The sequence below is a fragment of the Nocardia araoensis NBRC 100135 genome (assembly GCF_000308435.1).
In the GTDB taxonomy this organism is placed as follows: Bacteria; Actinomycetota; Actinomycetes; order Mycobacteriales; family Mycobacteriaceae; genus Nocardia; species Nocardia araoensis.
The window spans coordinates 1-17,053 of record NZ_BAFR01000122.1 but is presented as its reverse complement, the minus strand read 5'-3'; the positions used below and the strand labels follow the sequence as shown (position 1 = coordinate 17,053).

The following is a 17,053-nucleotide window of genomic DNA, read 5'->3' as shown; positions in this document are numbered from 1 at the left end:
CAGTGAATTCGCGCGGGAACCGCTGCCGTGCGCTGACGAAAATGCTTGCTGCGCTGCGGAACTCGGAAGGCCTCAGGACTCGAACAGCAAGTAGAGACCGGTGAAGGTGAAACCGACCATGGTCAGCATCAAAGCCAGTTGGCCCGTGACCCGATGTGCCCGCGGCAGCAGCCGCAGACAGCGATCGTGCGCGGCGGCGACGCCCAGAATGTGGCCGATCACCACGGCGAGCACCTTGATCGTTCCCAACAGCGCGGGATGGGTGGACAGCAGGTAGGCGACGTCGCGGTCGGCCAGCCCGGCGAGATTCCATCCGCGTGCGAACGGATCCGCGAACAACAGCGCCGTCGCCTGGCCTTTCTCGACCAGGAATGTGAGGTAGTGGGCCACGAGATAGCCCGCGACGATCGGGGTCAGGCTGTGCGCGAGGCGATCCGGGAGCAGTTTTCGCTCGGCTGCGGGCAGGCCTCCGGTCGCCCGGGCGGCAGTCCGGAACAACCCGCCGACGACCACGATGAAACCCAGCAGCCCCATCGTCTTCAGCACGGTCGGCAGCACCTCGGATCCGCCGGCACCGGCGTCGGCCAGCAGTCCGCGCCAGGGAGGAAAGGTGGTGAAGCTGTCGAACGCGGTCGAGCCGAGCAAGGTGGCGGCCACGGCCACCGCACCGACTCGGACGGGAGTGCCCGCCAGATTGTCCAACGGCGATCGCAGCACGAGTTCGCCGGTTTCGCGGCGCCCGAACGGACTCAGCCTGCCCAGCAGACCGCTGTACACCTCCAGCGGGTCGGCACGCTCGGCCCACGTGGTGCCGCACATGACCAGTCCGATCGTGTTCACGACGAGATATGTCACGAGCCAGGCGGTCACGGCGGCCACCGAAGCCGGTTCCGGAAAAGCCAGTTCCATCCACACGAAGGAGAACAGACCCAGCACCGCGGGCCAGTGTCCCCAAGAACCGGGATAACGCACCGGCCCCTGGGTCGGTGGACGGCGCAGCACCGCGCACAGGGCGCGATGCACGGCGCGCACCGGGGACAACACCCTCCAAACGGGGCCGACGACCAGCGAGGCGACCATGACACCGACCCAGAGGAAGATGTAGACGACACCGGGCACGGGATTGCGCGCGGGATCGGCACTTCCGAAGACACCGATCACGACGACCACGAGGGTGACGGCCACACTCACAGCCGATATCACGACCCGGACCGCCCCGGAGTCCACGATCGCACCCACCACCGAGGGCAGCGCGACTCCCGGTGATCGGGGATCCAGCCGCGGTTCGCGCCAGGCGAGCACCAGCACCGCGAAGGAGAACGTCAAGGCCCAGGCGGCTCCGACGAGCGCGTACGACAAAGGGATCGGCAGATCGGTGGCACCGCCGATGCCGTGTGCGAGAACCGTCATCCGCGCACGAGCAGCGTCGCCACCGTTCGCCGGGCATGGTGCAGTTCGATCTCCACCCGCCCCGGCACGTCCACGGTGAAGCGGAACCGCTGACCGGTCCCTGGCGTGATCGCGAAGGTGTGCTGAGGCGTGGCGTGGACGTGCAGTTCGTCCTCGGCGTCGCTGTCGACCACGACTTCGATCGGTCGTCCCACCCGGGTCTCGAGGCGGACATCGGCCGGGCTCACCGAGCCCGCCGCGATTCGGACGGCGACGACGAGAGCGTCCGAATCACCAGCCGTCCCGCTCGTCGACGGGGTGCTGGCGGGATCGGAGGACGCGCAGCCGGTTACGAGCAGACCGCTCAGCAGGACGAGCGCGCCCCAGCGCCGCACGGATGCCATCACTGCTCCTTCTCGGCGCCATGCTCGGACGGTGCACCGGGTGTGCGATCGCGCTCCTCGGCGCGGCGGTCCCGCAAGGCGACGAACACGACGACGGCGACCACGAGCAAGGCGGGCAGGAAGGCCGGTATCGCCAGCAGCAGCGAGTGATCGGCCAGCACGTCCACGCCGTCGGGGCTCCCGGTCATCGCGAGACCGCCGGTTCCGCCTCGACCGTTCGGCTCGCGTGCGGGTAGCGGTCGTTGATCCGGGCCGCGCCCCAGGACAGCGCGCCGACGAGGACGAGGCTGCACACCAGGACGACCAGCGATGCCGCGCCGAACAACCAGGACGGGTAATCGAACGAACGTTCTCGCTGCAACACCGTGATCTCGGCGATGAACGGGCGGGTGAACGATGTCAGCGCGGGCACCTCTTCCACGCCGATGCCGGGGTCGGCGGCCATGAACACCGGCGCCGCGGTCAGGACGCGTCCGTCCTGCAACCGCAGAACGGTCTTCCACGACCCGTAGGCCGGAACGGGTTCGGTCGAGACGTAGTGCCCCGCGCCCACTCGTTGCAAGTGGTCGACAACCAGACCGCGGCCTGGGCTGTCGCTGCCGATGCCGCCTTGCCACGACAGGATCTGCATCCATTCGGGGTCGGAGCCGACGAGGTCGGCGGGCGTGACGCGGACGTCCGCCAGCACCATCCGTCCCCCTGGGCCCGATTCGACGTCACGCAGCGCCACTGTGGCGGTGGCCTGCTCCGGCACGTCGACGAGCAGCCCGTTTGCGGTGGCAGCCGCCACGATCACGACCGCGGCGACCATCAATCCGCGCCGCACCGGCGGGCGCGGCAGCGGCTCGCCGCGCAGCGTCATCGCCAGCAGTGCGCCGACGACACCGCCCGCGATACCGGTGGGCACCGCCATCGCCAGCAGTTCCGGCCACATGGCGGCCGGCCACGGATTGACGAACATCGCCCGTACCCAGAGGGATTCGAGCCACAGCCCGACTGTCGCGATCGCGAGCCCGCACAGCGCGCCCCACCAGATCGGCCGCCGAATGAGCGGCAACAGCGCCAGCAGTTCCACTACGATCGCGCAGCCGAGATAGAGCGGGAAGACATTACGCGGCGCATCGATGACCGGTCCGGCCACCAGCACGGCCACCACGGCGCGGACCAGGGCGGCGAAGCCGACCACGACCAGTGTGCTGAACGGCCCGAGGCTCGCGCGCGCGGCGACGAGGCAGACGGCGGCCGCGGCGGCGATGAGCATCGGCTGCAGGACGAGCCGGAACTGCTGCACCCCGAAGTCGAATTCCACCTGGAACACCGACAGCCCGATGAGCAGTCCGCCGAAGGCGAAGGACCGCAGCAGCCACATCAGCCTGCCGTCGGCGCGGTCGGGCTCGGGCTTGCTGTGCCTGCCTTCGAACTCCAGCAGCAGCACACCGATCAGTGACAAACCGGCGCCGCCGATCAGCATCAGATGCGTCGGCCCCCAGAGCGTGACGTCCTGCCCGAAGATCCGATGCCAGATGTCGTCGAGGGGGAAGCCGATCAAGGCGTAGAGACCGGCGCCCGCGATGAGGATGCCGCCGACCGGCGCGTACCAGGTGCGGGTGATCCGCACCGCCGCGGCGCCGGGCTTGACGTCCATCGGCAGCACGATCGCCGACATCCCGGCGGTGAACAGGAAGAACAATCCCGCCAGAATGAAGTAGTGCGCCGGATTCGCCAGCGGCCCGTTGTCCCGGCCGTTGCCGACGTGCAGGCTGACATCCCAGATGAAGCCCAACAGCGCCGTCAGGATCGTCGCGAGGAACATCGCGAGCGGAAGGGCGACCCAGCCGGGCCGATTGAACACTCGCCCGAGGCGATCGGCGACGCGCTGTAGCCAGGTGATCCGGCGGGTTCGGTGCAGATACCCGACCCACAGCAGAACGGCCGCGACCAGACCGGCGGCGCCGGTCATGATCGCCACCTGATCCAGCGCCGCGCCACCGCCCTCGGTGCCTGGCGCGGCGAACCAGTCGAGCCTTGCATGCGCGACGTCGCGCATGGTGACCTCCATCACACGAGCTGATATATGTTACTAACGGTATCGCGAATCGGGTGTGCGGCGGCGGAAACGGCGCGCCTCTTCCCGTTCAGCCGACGATCGGCAAGGCCCGTTCTTCGTCCAGCCTGGTCAGCGCGCCCTGCATGACTCCGGTGACGTGCCGGTAGGCGGCGTCCAGATCCAGCTCCGGACCCACTGTCGAGCGCAGATCGATCGGGTCGAGAAATTCGACGGTAATCTTGCTGGGCAACGGCAGATGCCCAGCAAGATCCCCGACGTCCAGTCCCCACGGCAGCGCGATCGAGATCGGGAACACCTTCAGCCGCAGCATCCGATCCAGCCGCAGCAGGCGCGCGATCCGATCACCGCGGGTGAGCACCAACTGAGTCTGCTGCGCGCCGATGTTCACCACCGGCACGATCGGAACCCGCTCGTTCCAGGCCAGGCGCAGGAATCCGGTGCGACCGGCGAAGTCGATCCGGTCCTCTTCCCAGGTCGGACGGTGCACCTCCCAATCGCCGCCGGGGTAGACCAGCACCGCCGCGCCCTCGCGCAGCGCTTGCTCGGCATTGCCCGGGTCGGCGTTGACCGTCCCGAAGCGGCGCAGCAACGAGCCGATCACCGGATAGGCCATCACCATGTCGTGGGCGAGCTGGAAGAAGGGACGGTCCGGGCCGAAACGGCGGACGAAGGCCAGCGTCGTCACCAAGACCTCCGGCGACACGTTCCCGCCGGAGTGGTTGCCCACCAGCAAAACCGGCCCCTGTTCGGGAATCCGTTCCAGGCCGCGCACCTCAGCCCGGAAGTAGAGGCGGACGAGAAGCCAGCCCAGATCCACGGTGTCGGCGATGAACTCCGGGTCGCGATCGGCGGGGTCGGCGGTGGGAACCCGCGCTTTCACCTGCCGGGCGACCCAGTCCGTCGCCCGCTCGACCGTCCCGCCGGCCAATCGGAAGATCTTCACGACCAACGGCTTCCCGGCTAGCCGCCGATCGAGAGCAGCTGGTCGAAGAACGCCCGGTATCCCCGTAGCGCCTGCCGCAGCCCCTCGGTGTCGGACGTGTCGCCGAGCCGCTCGTCCAGTTCGCGTTTGCGCTGGTCGTAGGTGGTGGTCAGCTGGTGGATGGTGTCGCCGAGCAGTTCGTCGGCGCGGGCGACCGCGTCCCTGGGATTGTCGACGAAGGTGACCTGAACTTCCCGCCACTTGGTGCGCAGGCGATCCAGATCACCTTCGGGCAGCAACGGCGCGGGCTGAGCATCCGCGGTACCGGCCGTCGGCGCGTTCGGCGCGGCGGCCGACTCGGTAGCCCCGGGGGCACCGATCGCATCCTGTCGCGCGGAGGTCTCGGAGGCCGGCTCCGATCCGTGGGCTTCGTGCGCCGCACCGGTGGTCTGTGCGCGCTGGGCGTCGTCGATCCCACCGGAAGCCGGGACCTGTCCGGGGTCGCGCTGTGTCGCCGCGGGTTCTCCGACCGGCCCGGCTTGCTGCGCGCGGTCGGTCTCCCCGGCTCCGGCGTAGCGCGGCTCGGCCCCGCGCTGCCCTGCTGCCGCCGAATTCTGTTCCGTGCCATCGCCGTACGGCCGGCGCTCGGATTCGGTGCTCATGCTTTCACGTCCTTCTTGCCCTCGCCGCCCACGCCGATCAGATCCTGGAACACTTCCCGGTAGTGCACGATGGCCGTGCGCCGGTCCTCGGTGGACACCGCCGCCCCCGCGGGGCGGGTCGCGATGTCGTGCGCGGCGCGATAGTGGCCCAGCGGCTCGGCATGCTCCACCGAGAGATCAGCCACCTGCTGCTCGTAGTTCTCCGTGGGGTAGCCGCGCTCGGACATGATCGTGGTGACGAGGCGGTCGGCTTCGGTCAACGCCCCGGCGGGGTCGTCGATGAATCGTTCCTGCACCTCTACCCAGCGGGTGGAATAGACCCGCTTCTCGTCGTCCGACAGCTCGCGCAACCGCAGTTGCGCGTGCCTGCGCTCGCGTTCGGCGAGTTCCCGCTCGGCGGTCTTGCGGTCCTCGTGTTCCCGAACCGTCCGGTCGTACTCGGGGCCGAACCTGCGGCGTAGCCGCTGCCTGCGCAGCATCGGCCACACCAGGAGCGCGACAACGGCTGCGACGACGACAATGGCGATGACGACGATGATTACCCATACTCCAGCCGACATCTGAACCTCCTTGTCGAGCTTGTCCGCTGGGGTAATGCCTCTCGAGCGTGGTCCCAAACATATGTTCGTCAAAAGGCTTCGACGACACCGCCGATCAGCCGGGCCGGCCGGACGCCCCTCATCCGTCGTGTCCGGCCGGCCCGCGGTGAGTTCAGCGCACCAGCGCCGGACGCTTGCTGTCGAAGCGCCACCCCGGCACGAGGTACTGCATGGTCGCGGCGTCGTCGCGGTCGCCCAACCCCTCCCTGTGGTAGAGCTCGTTCGCGGCGGCGACCCGTTCCTCGTCGAGTTCGACGCCCAGACCAGGGCGGGACGGCAAGGAGAGCAGTCCGTCGACGATGCGGTAGGGCTCCCGCGTGATGCGCTGGCCGTCCTGCCAGATCCAATGGGTGTCGATCGCGGTGATGTTGCCGGGGGCGGCCGCGGCGACGTGGGTGAACATCGCCAGCGAGACGTCGAAGTGGTTGTTGGAGTGCGACCCCCAGGTCAGCCCCCACGCGTCGCACAACTGCGCGACGCGCACCGAGCCGGCCATGGTCCAGAAGTGCGGGTCTGCCAGCGGGATGTCGACCGCGCCCGCCCGGACGGTGTGGCCCAGTTCGCGCCAGTCGGTGGCGATCATGTTGGTGGCCGTCGGCAGGCCGGTGGCCCGCTTGAACTCCGCCATCACCTCACGGCCGGAGTAGGAGCCCTCCGGGCCGACCGGGTCTTCGGCGTAGGCGAGAACGTCGGTGAGTTCGCGGCACAACTCCACCGCCTCGCTCAGCAACCACCCGCCGTTGGGGTCCAACGTGATGCGAGCGTCCGGGAACTCCTCGGCGAGCGCGCGGACCGCGGCCGCCTCCTCCCGCCCGGCCAGCACGCCTCCCTTCAGCTTGAAGTCACGGAACCCGTAGCGCTCACGCGCGGCGCGGGCGAGCGTGACCACTGCGTCCGGAGTGAGCGCCGCCTCGTGCCGCACCCGCTGCCAGGTGTCGGCATCGGCGGGCTCGTCGGCGGCGGATCGGTACGGCAGGTCGGTGCGGGTGCGGTCGCCGACGAAGAACAGATAGCCGAGCACCGGCACCGCGGTGCGCTGCACGCCGTCGCCCAGCAGCGCGGCCACCGGCACGTCCAGATGCTTGCCCAGCAGATCCAGCAGCGCGGATTCGACGGCGGTGACGGCGTGCACGGCGACCCGCAGGTCGAAGGTCTGGTTGCCGCGCCCACCCGCGTCGCGGGCGGCGAACGCGCGGCGGATGTCGCCGAGCACGGCGTGAAACTCGCCGACCGAGCGGCCGAGCACCAACTCCCTGGCGTCGGTGAGGGTGGCACGGATGCGTTCGCCGCCGGGCACCTCCCCCACGCCGGTGCGGCCCTCGGAATCGATGAGGATCACCAGGTTCCGGGTGAAGTAGGGAGCGTGGGCGCCGCTCAAGTTGAGCAGCATGCTGTCGTGGCCCGCGATCGGCACGACGCGCATGTCGATGACGCGAGGAATGCGGGGCGAGGATGTCATGACCGATTCTCCAGAGTGGTGCCGGCGAGTGCGTTCGGGGAACCGACCGGCGCGCGATCTGCGGCATGGTCGGCGGGATCGGCGCGGACGCCGGTGCCGACGGCGGCGGATCGCGTGTTGCGACGCACCAGCAGCACCGACGCGGCGGCCAGCACCGAGGCGGCGGCCAGCGCGTACAGACCCCAGGTCACCTCGCCGGTCGCCGATTTCACCAGGCCGAAGCCGTACGGTGCGACGAAGCCGCCGAGATTGCCGATGGAGTTGATGATGGCGATGGCGGGCGCAAGCACCAGTGGGTGCAGCCCCGACTGCGGGATGGACCAGAACAGCGGGCTGGCGCTCTTGAAGCCCATGGCGGCGATGCACAGGAACACCAAGGCGAGCCACGGCGAGGCGATAGCGGCCAGATAGGTGCCGGCCGCCGCGGTGAGCAGCGCGATGATCAACAGCGGCCGCCGGTTGCCGGTGCGGTCACCGATCCGGGCCGAGAGGTACATGGCGGCCACGGCGCAGATCCACGGCAGGGAGGCCAGCAGACCGACGGTGATGTCGTTCACGCCGTCGATGCGACGGATGATCGAGGGCAGCCAGAAGGTGTTGGCGTAGATCGAGAGCTGGATGGCGAAATAGATCCAGCAGAACAGCAGCAGTTTCGGATCGGCGAGCATGCGCCAACGCGATGCTTTGTGCGCGACGCCCGAATTCACGGCTTTGTCGACTTCTTCGGCGGCGATGGTGTCGCTCAGCGTTTTCCGCTGCCCCGCCGTCAGCCATTTCGCGTCTTCGATCCGGGAATCGAGGAAGAAGAAGGCGATACAGCCGACGATCACCGAGACCATTCCCTCGATTCCGAACATCCATTGCCAGCCGTGCAGGCCCGCACCGCCGTCGAGCGAGAGCAGCGGGCCCGACAGCGGCCCGGAGATCGCGGCCGCGATCGACGACCCCGCGACGAACAGCGCGGTGGCGCGGCCGCGGTGGCTGTTGGGCAGCCACTTGGCCAGGTAGAAGATCACGGCGGGGAAGAATCCCGCCTCGGCGGCGCCGAGCAGGAAACGCAGGACATAGAACATCGTCGCGCTCTGCACGAACATCATCGCCGCGGAGATCAACCCCCAGCTGACCATGATCCTGGTGAGCCAGATCCGGGCGCCGAACTTCTCCATCATCACGTTGCTCGGCAATTCGAACAGCGCGTAGGCGAAGAAGAACACGCCCGCGCCGAACCCGTAGGCGGCGGCACCGATGCCGACATCCGCCTCGAGATATTCGCGGGCGTAGCCGATATTGGCGCGGTTGATCTGGTTGCAGATCAACATGACGATGAACAGCGGAACGACACGTCGGAAGAATTTGGCTACGGCCGCATCCAGTTCTGCCGTCGGCTGCCGAGTGAACGACATCGTCCACTCCTTTCGGTCGAACCACCACCGCGCTCCGCGGTGCTGTGCGAATAGATCATCGGGGCGAGTGACTCGCCTCACAGCACCGAACTTAGAGAGCAGGCACGATTCCCGTCCAACACTAATTACGGATGAATCGATACAGGAAAGGTATCGGACGGCGATGCGTCCTGTTCGTCCAACCCTCGGAGCAAGCGGGCCAGAGCCGGGTTCTCGTTGTCCTGCCGCCAGACCAGATCGAGTTCCACCCTCTTCCCGACCCCGGCCAGCGGCCGGTACCGCACATTGTCGAACCGCATCCCCGCCGCCGATTCGGGCACCAGCGCCACGCCCCACCCCAGGTTGACCAGCGCGAGGATGCTGTGCACCTGCGTCATGTACTGGGTCACCACCGGCACCACCGCCGCCGCGTGCAGCGCGCTGGTCACCAATTCGTGAAAATAGCGGGCTTCGACCGGGGCATGCATGACCATGTCCGCGCCGTGCAGTGACGCCACCGGCAGCGGTTCGTCCGAGGTGGCCAGCGGATGACCGGCGGGCAACGCGGCGATCAGGCCTTCACGCACGAAGGTACGGGTGGTCAGGTCGGGCCGGGTGATCGGCGGGCGCACCATGCCCAGATCCAGCGATCCCTCCGAGAGCGCCTCCACCTGATCCATCGTCACGAGTTCGCGGAGCTCCACGTCGACGTCGGGCAGCAGCGAGCGTGCGGTCGCCAGCACCAGCGGCAAGCCGGAGTGCACGCTGGCGCCGGTGAAACCGACGCGCAGCACCCCGCCGGTGCCCGCCGACACCCGGCGCACCGCCAAAGTCGCGCGCTCGGCCTGCTGTAACAGGCGGCGGGCGTCCACCAGGAACGCCTGACCGGCCCGGGTGAGCCGGACGGTGCGGTTGGCGCGATCGAACAGCTCAGCGCCCACTTCCTTCTCGAGCAGTTGGATCTGCCTGCTCAACGGCGGCTGGGTCATCCGGAGGCGTTCCGCGGCGCGTCCGAAGTGCAGTTCCTCGGCGACGGCCACGAAGTGGGTGAGCTGCACAAAGGTGAACATCCGATACCGACCTTGTATTGAAAGATATGCAAACAGTGTTGGACGTGAATCATAAATGGTTCCTAGGGTGGGCTCAGCAGGCCCATCGAACAGGAGAGCCCTATGACCACAGCCGCACCGCAGGACATCGCCCGAAAGCTCGGCTCCGGACTGCTGTCCTTTCCGGTCACCCATCTGCGTGCCGACGGCTCGTTCGACGAGGCCGCCTATCGGGAGAACATCGCCTGGCTCGGCGGCTACGCCGCGGCCGGTCTGTTCGCGGCGGGCGGCACGGGCGAATTCTTCTCGTTGACGCCCGCCGAAGTGGAGCAGGTGGTCACCGCCGCGGTGGCCGAGGCGCCCGAGGGACTGCCGGTGATCGCACCGGCCGGTTACGGCACCGCCACCGCGGTGGAGATGGCACGGGCGGCCGAACGCGCGGGCGCGCACGGGATCCTGCTGCTGCCGCCCTACCTCACCGAGGCGAGTCAGGAGGGACTGGTCGCGCACGTCCGGCAGGTGTGCGCGGCCACCGATCTCGGCGTGATCATCTATTCCCGGGCCAACGCCGCCTACACCGAGACCGCCGTCGCCGAACTCGCCGACCGGTGCCCGAACCTGATCGGGTTCAAGGACGGCATCGGCAACATCGAGCAGATGACCCGCATCTACGCCGCCCTCGGCGACCGGCTCACCTACGTGGGCGGACTGCCGACCGCGGAGATGTTCGCGCTGCCGTACCTGGCGCTCGGCGTCACCACCTACTCCTCGGCGATCTACAACTTCGTCCCGGAGTTCGCCCTCGCCTTCTACCGGGCACTGCGCCGCGGCGACACCGAGTTCGTGCGCACCGCGCTGAACGACTTCGTGATCCCCTACTGCGACCTGCGCAACCGCAAGCCCGGCTACGCGGTGAGCATCATCAAGGCGGGCATGAAAGTGATCGGACGCCCGGCGGGCCCGGTCCGCAGCCCGCTGACCGACCTCGACGACGCCGAACTCGCCGAGCTGGCCGACCTCGTGAAGAAAGTGAGCTGATGACCACCGCACGCATCGATGCCGCGCATCTGACCGGCGCCAACTTGGTGGGCGCCGCGGACGTCCCCGGCTCCGCCGGGCCGTTCCACGCGACGAACCCGGCGACCGGCGCCGACCTCGATCCGGTGTACGGCGAAGCCGACGCCGCGACGGTCGCCCGCGCCGCCGAACTGGCCGAGACCGCCTTCGAGCGCTACCGGCACACCGGCTTCGGTGCGCGCGCGGCGTTCCTGGAGAGCATCGCGCGCGAGATCGAGGCGCTCGGCGATGTCCTGGTCGACCGGGTGATCGGCGAGACCGGGCTGCCCGAGGCCCGGGTGCGCTCGGAGATCGGCCGCACCACCGGCCAGCTCCGGCTCTTCGCCGACGTGGTCCGCGAGGGCAGCTGGACCGGCGCCCGGTTGGACCGGCCCGACCCGGCGCGCAGCCCGCTGCCCAAGCCCGATCTCCGGCAGCGCCGGATCCCGCTCGGACCGGTCGCGGTGTTCGCGGCGAGCAACTTTCCCCTCGCCTTCTCCGTTGCCGGTGGCGACACCGCCTCGGCCCTGGCGGCGGGTGCGCCCGTGGTGGTCAAGGCTCACCCCGCTCATCCGGGCACCTCCGAACTGGTGGGCCGTGCGATCCGGGCGGCCGTCCAGGAGCACAACCTGCCCGAAGGCACCTTCTCGCTGATCCACGGCGGCGTGGACACCGGTTTGGCGCTGGTGCGCGACCCACGAATCCGGGCGGTCGGCTTCACCGGTTCACGGCGGGCCGGGCTCGCGCTCGTCGCGGCGGCCGCGGCGCGGCCGGTACCCATCCCCGTTTTCGCCGAGATGTCCAGTGTCAATCCGGTTTTCGTGCTGCCGGGCGCCCTCGCCGAGCACGGCGCGCGGTTGGGCGCCGAATTCGTCGCCTCGCTCACCACGGGCGTCGGACAGCTGTGCACGAGCCCCGGCCTGGTCTTCCTGGCCGACGGCCCCGGCGCCGACGATTTCGTCGACGCGGCGAGTGCGGCGGTCGCCGCCGCGTCCGGCGCGCCGATGCTCAACGCGGGCATCGCCTCCGCGTTCACCGCGGGCGTGCGCCGCCTGGCCGCGACCGAGGCCGTGCGGACCGCCGCGAAGGGCAGCGACGCCGGGGTGGTCTGCACCGGCGTGCCGCAGCTGTTCGTGACCACCGGTGAACGGTTCCTGGCCGATCGGGAACTCCAGGAGGAGGTGTTCGGGCCCGCCTCGATCATCGTCCGGGTGACCGGAGCGGAGCAGTTCGCCGCACTCGTGGGCGAGCTCGAGGGCCAGCTCACCGCCACGGTGCACGCCGTGGCCGCGGATCGCGAGCTCGCCGGTACCCTGCTGGCCCGGCTCGAACTGATCGCGGGCCGGGTGCTCTTCGACGGCTGGCCCACCGGGGTGGAAGTCGGCCACGCGGTGGTGCACGGCGGTCCGTTCCCCGCGACCAGCGCGCCGTCGACCACGTCCGTCGGCAGCCGCGCCATCGAGCGATTCCTCCGCCCGGTCGCCTACCAGAACGTCCCCGACGACCTTCTCGCCGACGAGATCCGCGCGGACAACCCGCTCGGCATCTGGCGGCGCGTGGACGGGGCGATCACGCGGGACTGAGATCCGGTCCGCGCGGGTACGAAGCTGCGCGCTCGGCTCAGCGGCCGGGCGCGCAGCCGCAGGCGGCGAGGGCGATCCGACGCCGAAACGGCACATCGCCGGGGCGCATGCCCCGAGGTAGCGGGATCCGGTTCACGCCCACGCCTGCTGCAACGGAGGGATGAGTTTCGCCCAGAATTCGCGGCGCACGGCATCCCACAACCGCGTCAGTTCCGGAAGGAGTTCTCGCGCCTGCGCGAGGTCGGGGTAGTTCCCCGGGCCGAACGCAACCATGCGGGAAGCATCCGAGGTGTTGTCCACGGCGACGATCGCGATCAGGTGGTGTTGCACGAAACGCCACGTCACGCATACACCGTCGACTTCGGTATGGCGCACGTTATCCATCGTCGATACCTTGCAGCCTGGAGTTTTGCTTGTCTTTGCGCCGACCGTGTACTACCGGCCGCACTCCCCTTCGCGCCGTTGACTCGACACGGTGGCGGTGGGGTGACCGTCGGTGCACACAATGGCTGTCGGTGACGCCGCCGCGTCCCGGTGCCCAGAGAGGCAGTTCCACGCCTTTGAACATAAGACATTAGATTTCATAGTTCAACGGCCGGCCGGTAAGGATTGCGTTAAGTTCACCGGGGAGGCGGAACCGGAACGAGACCTTCGGCGGACCACACAGCATGCGGGCGCGACTCCGGTGGGCGCCGGACGGGGCCATTCGACGAGCGATATGTACCTCTGACCCTAGAGTTCATATTTCAATTGTCCGTTGGCTAGGATCGAGTTACATCCCACCGAGGAGTCGCGTTGTCCAAGCAGGAGAGCGCCGGATTGACCGCCCTCGGCGCCGTACTGGCGCCCCTCGAGGGCGGCGGTCCGAAGACCGAAGCCGTGGTGCAGCGACTCTGTGCCGCCATCAGCCTCGGCTTGATGGTCGACGGCCAGCAGTTGCCGAGCGAGACCGATCTCGCCAACCAACTCGGGGTGTCGACCATGACCCTCCGGGAGGCGCTGGCCGTACTGCGGCAGCAGGGAATCGTGCAGACCAAGCGCGGCCGCGGGGGCGGCAGCTTCATCCGCGGCGCGGCGGAAATCCTCGAGACCAGCTCGTTGGCGCGCTTGCAAGAAATGAGCATCCAAGAATTGCGCGATCTGGGGGACGAACACTTCGCCGTCACCGGAGCCGCCGCCGTGTTCGCCGCGCGCCGCGGGTTGCGGGCCGATATCGCGCGCCTGCGTTCGCTGGCCGACCGGCTGAAGAACAGCAGCGAGCCCATTTCGGCACGCCGGGCCGATAGCCGCTTCCATATCGAGATGGCGGTGTGCGCGCAATCCACCCGCTTGACTCGCGCCCAAGTCGCGCTACAGGCGGAGCTCTCGACCTTCCTGTGGTTGCCGCGACTGAAACTCGACCCGGCGGCCGAAGCCACCGCTCATGGCGATCTGGTGGATGCGATCGAAAGAGAAGACGACACGCGGGCGAGAGAGCTGGCAGAATCACAAACCGAGTCACGCATCCGCCGCCTCGTCGCCCTACGCTTGGAGCTCAGTTGATCGATGAGGGATACCGATAGTTTTTCCACCCCGGGGGCCGTCGAGTCACTCGTTCATGCCGTCACAGAGCTGGCCGAGGAGATCTACCTCTCACTGGGCGTCATCGGCGCAGGCTTGGCGACACTGTGGGAAAGCGCGACCGAGAAACTGCAGCAACCGCCCCGCTCGACCGACCTCGCACCGCTGCGCGACACCATCGTCGGCGAGCTCGAGCGGCGCGAAAAACTGCTCGAAGGCGCCGGCGTCGTGATGGCCGACGGGGTTCTGGCGGATAGTCCGCGATACCTGGAATGGTGGTCGCTCGACGCGAACCGCGGACCGCAACGCCTTGTGCTGGAATTGAATCCGCACAATGAGTATTTCTACGACTATACGACCATGGAATGGTTCACGATTCCGCGCGACCAGGGCCGGCGCTGGGTGCATGGGCCGTGCCTCGATTACGCGTGTACCGATCAGTACGTCTGTACCTTCGCAATCCCGGTGACGATCGATTCGGGAGCGTTTATCGGAATCGCGGGCGCCGACGTTCCGGTCGCTTCGATCGAGGAGGTCCTGCTCCCCCGATTCCGTGCGTTCGGTCAGCGGGTGGTGCTGATCAACAGCGAGGGCCGGGTCATCATGGGAACCGATCCCGAATTCACCACCGGATCCAGAACCGGCCGCATGGCCCGATCCGCCCCGGCGGTGCCGATCGAGGCAACGCCCTGGTCGCTGCAGGCGCTGGACTCGCACTGATGCCGCTCGACAGCGATACGGGCCGCCTGCGCCGGATGGTGTGCGGTACGCCCCGATGAATGGGGTCGTGCGGCACCGAGGAGTTCACCGAATACTCGTCTCCATGACGGCGATCCCCGCAGGCCTCCTCGTGCCGGCCACACTCCTCGCACCACCGTCGACCGCGCACGCCGCGCCGATCGAGCGGGAGGCGACCATTGCGGAGACCGGATCGCCGAGGTTCTGACCGGACCGCGGGCCCGCGGACACGCCGCCGATGCCATCCGAAACGCCTGTTGGGCATGCCATTCGGCGATGCGGGAGGCAACTCCCGCAACGGAATCGCCGCAGCCGCGGAAGCGAGTCGGCCGGAATCATCGTCTGAGTCGGTGCCGCATTGGCACACTTGATCAGTGAAAGGTGTGAGACACAGCATAATTCGCCGGCACCGCCGTATGCCGTGCCGTAAGCGGGTTACCGGCTGTGTACTGTCCCGACGGGGCCAGACGGTCCGAGGCTTCTCGCGAGAGAGCTCCCGGGCTGTCTGCGACACCATCGCGAGCAAGTAGTGAGGTTGTGGGTTGGATCGTTGGTGTACGGCCGCGAGTGCCGGCACCACCTGAAGGAGAAAGCACGGAAATGAAGATGGACCGCCGTTCTGCGCGTGGAAACCGCCGTCGCCGTTCTGGCGGTCTACTCTTCGGGCAACTGCTCACGGCCGCGGTCGAGTCCGCCGCCGACACGGTGGCGATCCGGTTCAGTCCGACAGGTGATCCCGCCGATGCCACGCAGTTGACCTATCGAGAACTCGACGAAGCCTCGTCGCGGCTGGCGCGGGAGTTGATCGACCGGGGACTGGGGCCCGGCGATGTGGTGGCCATCGGCATTCGCCGCTCCGTCGAGTCGGTGCTGTCGGTGTGGGCCATCGCCAAAACGGGCGCCGCCTACGTGCCGATCGATCCCACCTACCCGCCGGAGCGGATCGCGTACATGGTGTCCGATTCCGGAGCCGCGCTCGGCCTGACCACCTCCGCGTACCGCGAAGCGTTCGGCACGTCCATCCCGTGGATCGAACTCGACAGCCCCGGGGACCAGGAGCGGATCGCGCAGCGGCCTGCGCACCCGGTGTCGTACGCCGATCGGGTGCGACCGCTCACCGAGCAGCATCCCGCCTACGTCATCTTCACCTCGGGGTCGACCGGTCGGCCCAAGGGGGTCGTGGTCACCCACTCCGGATTGGGCGCGATGGTGGCGTCCGAGCGGGAGCGCTACGACGTCACCGAAGGCTCGCGGGTGATGCACATCTGCTCGCCGAACTTCGACGTGTCGGTGCTGGAACTGCTGCTCGCCTTCGCCACCGGATCCACCCTCGTGATCGCGCCGCCGACCGTGTTCGGCGGGTTCGAACTCGCCGACCTGCTACGGCGCGAACGCGTCACCCACATGCTGATCACGCCCGGAGCGCTGGAATCGGTCGATCCGGCGGGTCTCACGGACCTGCGCGTCGTGATGGTCATCGGCGACCGGTTCGGCCCGCACCTGGTCAGCCGCTGGAGCGGAGACGGCCGCGCGATGATCAACGGCTACGGTCCCACCGAGGCCACGGTCATCGCGACCAGCAGTGCGCCGCTCGTCGCCGGCGAGACCATCACCATCGGCAGCGCGATACCGGGATTCGGCCTGTTCGTGCTGGACTCCCGCTTGCGCCCGGCCCCGGCCGGAGTGATCGGCGAGCTGTACCTGTCCGGCCCGGCGCTGGCGGAGGGTTACCTGAACCGGCGCGGTCTCACCGCGGCGCGCTTCGTGGCCAACCCGTTCGGCGGCGAGGCGGGCAATCCGGGATCGCGCATGTACCGCACCGGCGACCTGGCCCGTCGACTGAACGCGGGCGGCATCGAGGTCCTGGGACGTTCCGATTTCCAGGTGAAGATCCGTGGTTTCCGCGTCGAACTCGGCGAGATCGACGACGCGCTGAGCCGCCATCCCGATGTCGAGTTCGCGGTGACCTTGGGCAAGCGCCAGCAGAACGGCACCACCATGCTGGTGTCCTATGTGCTGCCGGAGGCGCACGCGGTGGGCATCGGGGCCGAGTTCGACACCACGGCGCTGTTCGACTTCATCTCGCAGTCGTTGCCCGCGTACATGATTCCGGCGTCGATCGTGGTGTTGGATGCGATTCCGTTGACGCCGGTGGGGAAGTTGGATCGGGCGGCGTTGCCAG

Annotated in this window: 16 protein-coding genes; 5 read left to right on the top strand and 11 right to left on the bottom strand. The window is 68.5% G+C overall.

What is annotated here, in order from left to right; all coding sequences use genetic code 11:
- Positions 1 to 72 precede the first annotated feature (72 nt).
- The 10 genes from ON21_RS15735 to ON21_RS15690 form a co-directional block, all read right to left on the bottom strand.
- Positions 73 to 1,410 (bottom strand): hypothetical protein, encoded by a 1,338-nt coding sequence (locus tag ON21_RS15735; protein WP_039798720.1) that lies wholly within the window; start codon positions 1,408 to 1,410, stop codon positions 73 to 75.
- Positions 1,407 to 1,793, bottom strand: coding sequence for a hypothetical protein (locus ON21_RS15730; RefSeq protein WP_039798719.1), 387 nt, complete (start codon positions 1,791 to 1,793; stop codon positions 1,407 to 1,409). Before ON21_RS15730 ends, ON21_RS15735 begins: the two co-directional genes overlap by 4 nt.
- Complete coding sequence (locus tag ON21_RS15725; protein ID WP_039798718.1) at positions 1,793 to 1,981, bottom strand: hypothetical protein; 189 nt, start codon at positions 1,979 to 1,981, stop codon at positions 1,793 to 1,795. Before ON21_RS15725 ends, ON21_RS15730 begins: the two co-directional genes overlap by 1 nt.
- Entirely contained in the window at positions 1,978 to 3,840 is a 1,863-nt protein-coding gene (locus ON21_RS15720) for a hypothetical protein (protein ID WP_051020851.1), read from the bottom strand. The genes ON21_RS15725 and ON21_RS15720 overlap by 4 nt, the downstream gene beginning before the upstream one ends.
- Before the next feature lie 88 nt (positions 3,841 to 3,928).
- The gene (locus ON21_RS15715) at positions 3,929 to 4,804 is read right to left on the bottom strand and encodes a lysophospholipid acyltransferase family protein (RefSeq protein WP_245562618.1); all 876 of its coding nucleotides are present in this window, start codon (positions 4,802 to 4,804) and stop codon (positions 3,929 to 3,931) included.
- A gap of 17 nt (positions 4,805 to 4,821) precedes the next feature.
- A complete protein-coding gene (locus ON21_RS35855; protein ID WP_051020844.1) occupies positions 4,822 to 5,445 on the bottom strand; it encodes a hypothetical protein in 624 nt (207 codons plus the stop codon).
- Positions 5,442 to 6,005: a hypothetical protein gene (locus tag ON21_RS15705; RefSeq protein ID WP_051020843.1), complete on the bottom strand. Its 564-nt coding sequence runs from the start codon at positions 6,003 to 6,005 to the stop codon at positions 5,442 to 5,444. The genes ON21_RS35855 and ON21_RS15705 overlap by 4 nt, the downstream gene beginning before the upstream one ends.
- A gap of 151 nt (positions 6,006 to 6,156) precedes the next feature.
- A complete protein-coding gene (gene gudD / locus ON21_RS15700) occupies positions 6,157 to 7,503 on the bottom strand; it encodes a glucarate dehydratase (RefSeq protein WP_039798717.1) in 1,347 nt (448 codons plus the stop codon).
- Positions 7,500 to 8,906 (bottom strand): MFS transporter, encoded by a 1,407-nt coding sequence (locus ON21_RS15695; RefSeq protein WP_039798716.1) that lies wholly within the window; start codon positions 8,904 to 8,906, stop codon positions 7,500 to 7,502. Before ON21_RS15695 ends, gudD begins: the two co-directional genes overlap by 4 nt.
- A 125-nt stretch (positions 8,907 to 9,031) precedes the next feature.
- Positions 9,032 to 9,955 carry a LysR substrate-binding domain-containing protein gene (locus ON21_RS15690; RefSeq protein ID WP_039798715.1) on the bottom strand — a complete coding sequence of 308 codons (924 nt, stop codon included), beginning with the start codon at positions 9,953 to 9,955 and terminating at the stop codon, positions 9,032 to 9,034.
- 102 nt (positions 9,956 to 10,057) lie between these two features.
- Between ON21_RS15690 and kdgD the strand changes: the two genes are divergently transcribed.
- Positions 10,058 to 10,972 (top strand): 5-dehydro-4-deoxyglucarate dehydratase, encoded by a 915-nt coding sequence (gene kdgD, locus ON21_RS15685; RefSeq protein ID WP_039798713.1) that lies wholly within the window; start codon positions 10,058 to 10,060, stop codon positions 10,970 to 10,972.
- Positions 10,972 to 12,573 carry an aldehyde dehydrogenase (NADP(+)) gene (locus ON21_RS15680; protein ID WP_039798711.1) on the top strand — a complete coding sequence of 534 codons (1,602 nt, stop codon included), beginning with the start codon at positions 10,972 to 10,974 and terminating at the stop codon, positions 12,571 to 12,573. The genes kdgD and ON21_RS15680 overlap by 1 nt, the downstream gene beginning before the upstream one ends.
- A 132-nt stretch (positions 12,574 to 12,705) precedes the next feature.
- On the opposite strand, the gene ON21_RS15675 is transcribed toward ON21_RS15680, so the two are convergent.
- Entirely contained in the window at positions 12,706 to 12,957 is a 252-nt protein-coding gene (locus ON21_RS15675) for a hypothetical protein (RefSeq protein ID WP_039798709.1), read from the bottom strand.
- A 411-nt stretch (positions 12,958 to 13,368) separates the two neighbouring features.
- On the opposite strand from ON21_RS15675, the gene ON21_RS15670 reads away from it, so the two are divergent.
- The 3 genes from ON21_RS15670 to ON21_RS15660 form a co-directional block, all read left to right on the top strand.
- Positions 13,369 to 14,115 (top strand): FadR/GntR family transcriptional regulator, encoded by a 747-nt coding sequence (locus ON21_RS15670; protein ID WP_083880648.1) that lies wholly within the window; start codon positions 13,369 to 13,371, stop codon positions 14,113 to 14,115.
- 3 nt (positions 14,116 to 14,118) lie between these two features.
- A complete protein-coding gene (locus tag ON21_RS15665) occupies positions 14,119 to 14,853 on the top strand; it encodes a cache domain-containing protein (protein ID WP_051020842.1) in 735 nt (244 codons plus the stop codon).
- 618 nt (positions 14,854 to 15,471) lie between these two features.
- Positions 15,472 to 17,053, top strand: a 1,582-nt coding sequence (locus ON21_RS15660; protein WP_039798707.1) for an amino acid adenylation domain-containing protein, incomplete at its 3' end; no start/stop codon positions are given.